The sequence below is a fragment of the Rothia sp. HMSC069C04 genome, from assembly GCF_001812895.1.
Taxonomy (GTDB): Bacteria; Actinomycetota; Actinomycetes; order Actinomycetales; family Micrococcaceae; genus Rothia.
In genome coordinates this window covers 1-4,189 of sequence record NZ_KV810733.1, presented here as the reverse complement: position 1 = coordinate 4,189, position 4,189 = coordinate 1, and the positions used below count along the sequence as shown (strand labels likewise).

General features: G+C 56.5%; 4 protein-coding genes. All 4 read right to left on the bottom strand.

Annotated elements, in window-relative coordinates:
• Positions 1-124: 124 nt before the first annotated feature.
• Entirely contained in the window at positions 125-1,324 is a 1,200-nt protein-coding gene (locus HMPREF2879_RS02275) for an acetamidase (protein ID WP_246822890.1), read from the bottom strand.
• A gap of 206 nt (positions 1,325-1,530) precedes the next feature.
• On the bottom strand, positions 1,531-1,983 hold the full coding sequence (locus tag HMPREF2879_RS02270; RefSeq protein WP_049337595.1) for a DUF3349 domain-containing protein: 453 nt from the start codon (positions 1,981-1,983) through the stop codon (positions 1,531-1,533).
• Between the two features lie 50 nt (positions 1,984-2,033).
• Complete coding sequence (locus HMPREF2879_RS02265; RefSeq protein WP_044149971.1) at positions 2,034-2,327, bottom strand: hypothetical protein; 294 nt, start codon at positions 2,325-2,327, stop codon at positions 2,034-2,036.
• A 14-nt stretch (positions 2,328-2,341) separates the two neighbouring features.
• Entirely contained in the window at positions 2,342-3,571 is a 1,230-nt protein-coding gene (locus HMPREF2879_RS02260; RefSeq protein WP_012902636.1) for an inorganic phosphate transporter, read from the bottom strand.
• Positions 3,572-4,189 lie beyond the last annotated feature (618 nt).

The window sequence follows — 4,189 nt, the reverse complement described above, 5'->3', positions numbered from 1 at the left end:
AAGCAGATGCGCTACCAATTGCGCCACGCCCCCGCGGTGCTCTACTAGTCTATAACACCTATTGTGGCTTCACCAAATCCCCAGGCACATTTTTTTAGTTAGACCCATCACATTACTGAGGGGTTTAGGTAATAACCTCACCCGGCACTGTTGCCTCACGCTTCGTCAGAGCCTGCAGGGGGCCACTAACTTCCTGCAGGTACTTACGAACCGCAGTGCGTTGCGCCTCCTTCGCAGACTCCTCCTTCGATTCCGGCGCCTTGAAGCCCAGCTTGAACGCATCCCACTGGCTCGCCGAGGGGTACTTCTCACGAGCATTCCACACCAGCGAGAACGAGGCCAAAGTGTTCAGCTCCTTCTTCGTGGCAGCCTTCGACAGCACATCAGCAACCGTTGCCACGCGTGAAGGCTCGGCAACACTCACCGAAATCTTCGACTGCGCACCCGAGGGCAGGCTCAGCGCCTTCTCCGGAGCCAACTGAATATTCAGATGAATCTGCTGTACCCGCTCATTCTTCAAATCCAGCTCAGCTAGCGCACGGAAACGCTTCATCAGGGATTCATAGTTCTCATCAATCACCACAGCGTTCAGGCGCAGCTCATCCGCAAGCAGCCCCACCTGAGCGTAGCTCGCATTAGTTCCCAGCGCTGCGTTAGCGGTCAGCACCTTCAGCCACTGCTCTTCCTTCAGGGTTGCCGATTCATTCACGCGCAGCGGGCTCACCGGCGCATCCGTCACCGTATTAGCGATGTTCTGCGGGTCATTCGCCGAGTCCACGCCACCGTAGGTGACGCTCAGCCGGTGCAGAGAACCGTAGACAGACAGGTTCGCCAGAGCCGTAGCTGCCGCCGCCAAATCGGCCTGCGCCGCCTCCGTGAGGGAGAAAGAACCCACCAGGCGCAGGTCCTGTTCACCACGCCCCTTACCCACATAGATACGCCCCAGCGACTCAATCTTCAGGTAGCGGGTATCAATATTCTCGCGAACCAGACGCTCACGGCGTGCCAGCAGCTTCTCGTTTGAAACCACCGCCGCCGCATCCTCACCCAACACACCGGTGGCGGCAATCTGCGGCATCGCCGCAAGCACCCCAGCGGCAGCAACCACGCCGCCAGTCAGAAGCAGGGAACGGCGGGGCACCACGAGGCGGCGCACCTGCCCAGCAATAGCCTCTTTAGCGGCATCGACGCGGGTAGAAGGGGTCTTAGCCACAGAGTCCTCAGCGGCAACGGATGCCGCCTCAGAAGAGCCCTGAGAGGCTCCCCGGGTAGAAGTATCGGGAATGTGAGAGTTCTCGGGTTCCAAAGAAGGGGAAGAAGACACAGAATCTCCATGATGCAGGGCGAGCGCAAAGCCCACCAACGGTTTGAGGGGAGTGAAGTCCCTCTAGAATACCGCCCGCACCTATGCGCAGGCCGGCAACCCGCGGCACATCCATCGGAGGGCATAAAGAAAACCTATGGGGTGGACTCAGTCCACCCCATAGGTCACAAACTTCATGAGAGCTCTCAACTCTCACCGCAGGCTATTTAGTTATCCTGCGCAGCCGTAGCGTTCGGAGCCGGAATATTAGCCGATTCAGCAGCCAACTCAGCAATACGGATCTCGCCGGTCGTCGGATCATCGTAGGTCACGTACTCGGTACCGCCAGCCGTAGGCTCAGCGTCCTCGTTCACGTGATTCTCTGCAATCAGGAAGCCGTGCGCACCAAGAATCTTAGCGACGCGGTCAATATCCTGCGGGGTCGGGGTATGATCCACCACTCGACGAATGTACTCATTAATGCGCTGGTCACTCACGTACGCCTCACCACGGGCAGCACGGGACTGCATGAGCTGGCGAACAACTTCCTGCAGCTGCTCATCGGTCAGACGCATCTTCAAAATAGCCATCACTGCCGCGCGGTCCTGCACCGGAACATCCTTGGGATACCCGACGCTCAGCCAGTCGATTACTCGAGAGATCATGCTCTTATCAGGCATCGAGCCCCTCCTTCGAAGCAGTCATCATATGCAATTTAGTGTTCACGGGATTAGTGGCCTCCACCGGTTACGCCGAAGATATTCCAGCCGAAAGTGTGGTCGATAAAGTCCTTAGCGACCCAGAGAATACCGATGATTACGATTGCTACGATAATAGCAAAAATGCAGAACGCAGCAATCTTCGCCGCCGTTCCCGGAGGCTCAATTTCAACGAGCTTGCCGTCCGCGGTGTACTCGGTACGACCAGCCAGCATACGCAGACCCAGCGCATAGAGCGCCGGAAGGCCCGCGCCAAAGAACAAACCGGCAATCAGCACCGGAATAACCTTGTTCACAATGTCCATCAGATATTCCACGACTACGAACCTGCCTTCTCAGTAGCAAGGGTCTGGGCTTCTGCGGATGCCTCAGCGCTGGTGACTGCAGCGCCTTCCTTTTCATCCCAGTCGCCAGTCACGTTCGAAGCGTCAATGTTGTCCTTCTGGGAATGACGCCACATCAGGAAGCAGAAGATCACCAGCAGAGCGAACACGGTCATTTCGCCAACAAACTGGGTGCCGGTCAGAGCATTCAGGCCGTGACCAATCAACCAGGTCAGAGCACCCACAATCGCGGCAGCCGGCAGGGTAATCAGCCAAGCAACCACCATGCGGCCAGCAACAGACCAGCGAACCTCAGCACCCTTACGACCCAGGCCACTACCCAGAATCGAACCGGACGCCACGTGAGTGGTCGACAGAGCCATACCGAAGTGGGAGGAGGTCAGAATAATCGCAGCGGATGCACCGTCAGCAGCAACACCCTGCGGGGTGTCTACCTCAACGATGCCCTTACCGAGGGTGCGGATAATGCGCCAACCGCCCAGGTAAGTACCCAGAGCAATAGCAATAGCGCAGGAAGCCTTCACCCACAGGGGGATCGCGTCATCGTTGCTCAGAGTGCCCGAAGCAACCAGAGCCAGGAAGATCACGCCCATGGTCTTCTGCGCATCGTTAGTACCGTGCGCCAGAGACATCAGGGATGCGGTCGCAACCTGTCCCTTGCGGAAGCCGCCGTGCTTACGGTCGTCAGCCACCGGGGCAGCAATACGGTAAACCAGCCAGGTGCCGGTTGCCGCCACAATAGCCGCAATGACGGGGGAGAGGACCGCGGGAACAATAATCTTGGACAGAACACCCATCCACTGCACGCCGTCAAAGCCGATAGCGACAATAGCCGAACCAATCAGGCCACCAAACAGAGCGTGCGAGGAGGAGGAGGGAAGACCCAGAAGCCAGGTCAAAACATTCCAGAGGATACCGCCCACCAGACCGGTAAAGACGATGAGCATCAATGCCGGACCGTCCGTTGTTACATCGATACGGTCCAGGTTCACGATGCCGCTACCGACCGAACGCGCCACCTCAACAGAGAGGAACGCGCCAACGAGGTTCAGGGACGCAGACAGCGCCACGGCGGTCTTAGGCTTCAGCGCACCGGTGGCGATGGAGGTTGCCATCGCGTTGCCGGTGTCGTGGAAGCCATTCGTAAAGTCGAAGGCGAGCGCGGTCAGCACCACGATCACGAGAATAATGAGTTCTGTAGTCACAAGAAAATTATCTGTCGGTTTTCGCGAAATCTAAAGTATTCCGAATTAACACGAAATAACAGATAAACCCACAGTATTGAGCGGGTTTCCGTGAGGGTTTTACTATAGAGCCCATATTTTAGGGGAAACTCTCCCGATATTCCGCGGAAAAAAGGGTGCACATATCGGAATGCTTAAGTTGGTTTATGTGGCTTATGCGAGAGTGAGGGGGAGAGGGGTGATTATATCCATCAAGAGGCTAAAGTGTGTTCACCAAGTGTTCACTTTCAGGAACCTCCCAGCTTTCTTTTTGTGACACACCTTTATTGTTTAGACCTCATTTGGGCCACCAAGCTACCCGTACAGGATGCCCCTGTGGGTTTTTGCGGCACTGGGGTTACAGTACTGGGGTTTCGGCGGCGCAAGTTCTCTGCGGTAGCTGGTTTTCTATAGCGGCGCACGCTTCAGCATCGAAAAGAAACAACCCCGGCCACCAGTCCGCAGTACACACAACACACTAGCTTCACGAGGCACCCATACCGGATCCACTGATTCACATCAGCAGATACAACAAAAGACCCCGCATCTTTCGATACGGGGTCTTTTTCAAAAATAAACCGGCGATGACCTACTCTCCCA

What these genes read in the sequence shown, in the direction of transcription:
- HMPREF2879_RS02270 (WP_049337595.1), bottom strand. Translation starts at nt 1,983, where the DNA reads ATGCCTGATAAGAGCATGATCTCTCGAGTAATCGACTGGCTGAGCGTC.
- HMPREF2879_RS02265 (WP_044149971.1), bottom strand. Translation starts at nt 2,327, where the DNA reads ATGGACATTGTGAACAAGGTTATTCCGGTGCTGATTGCCGGTTTGTTC.